Genomic DNA, 512 nt, shown 5'->3' on the forward strand with positions numbered 1-512 from the left:
TTTGTTCAGGGCGAGTGGACCACCGAGCAGAACCTCGCCACCTACAGCTTCGATGCGCGGCAACGCCTGTTGATCGCGACCAACGCAGTCGGCGACAGCGAGCGCTACGACTACGACGACCACCACGTCATCCTCCAGCGCCAGTTGACCGGCGGCGCGAGCTTCTTCTGGGAGTGGCAGCGCGAAGGCAAAGCGGCGCGCTGCGTGAGGCACTGGGCGTCGTTCTCGCAGATGAACACCCGTTACGTCTGGAACGATGACGACGCCAGCGTGACCGTGCATTACGTCGACGGTACCGAAGAAGTCTACGTCCACGACGAGCGCGCGCGGCTGGTGCGCCAGGTCGCGGCGGATGGCGGCGAGCAGCTCAAGGCTTATGACCAGCAGGGCCGGTTGATCGCCGAGCAGGATGCATTGGGCGCGGTCACCGAATACCGCTACGACGAACTCGGACGGCTGATCGCGCTGATTCCGCCGGACGATGCGCCAACGTCCTACGAGTACCGCAACGG

1 protein-coding gene is annotated in these 512 nt (G+C 64.6%); it reads left to right on the forward strand.

What is annotated here, in order from left to right:
- On the forward strand, nucleotides 1-512 hold a 512-nt coding region (locus PS14A_RS26450), incomplete at both ends, for an RHS repeat domain-containing protein (protein ID WP_212617595.1).

The sequence above is a fragment of the Pseudomonas sp. 14A genome (genome assembly GCF_018132745.1).
Lineage (GTDB): Bacteria > Pseudomonadota > Gammaproteobacteria > Pseudomonadales > Pseudomonadaceae > Aquipseudomonas > Aquipseudomonas mercuritolerans.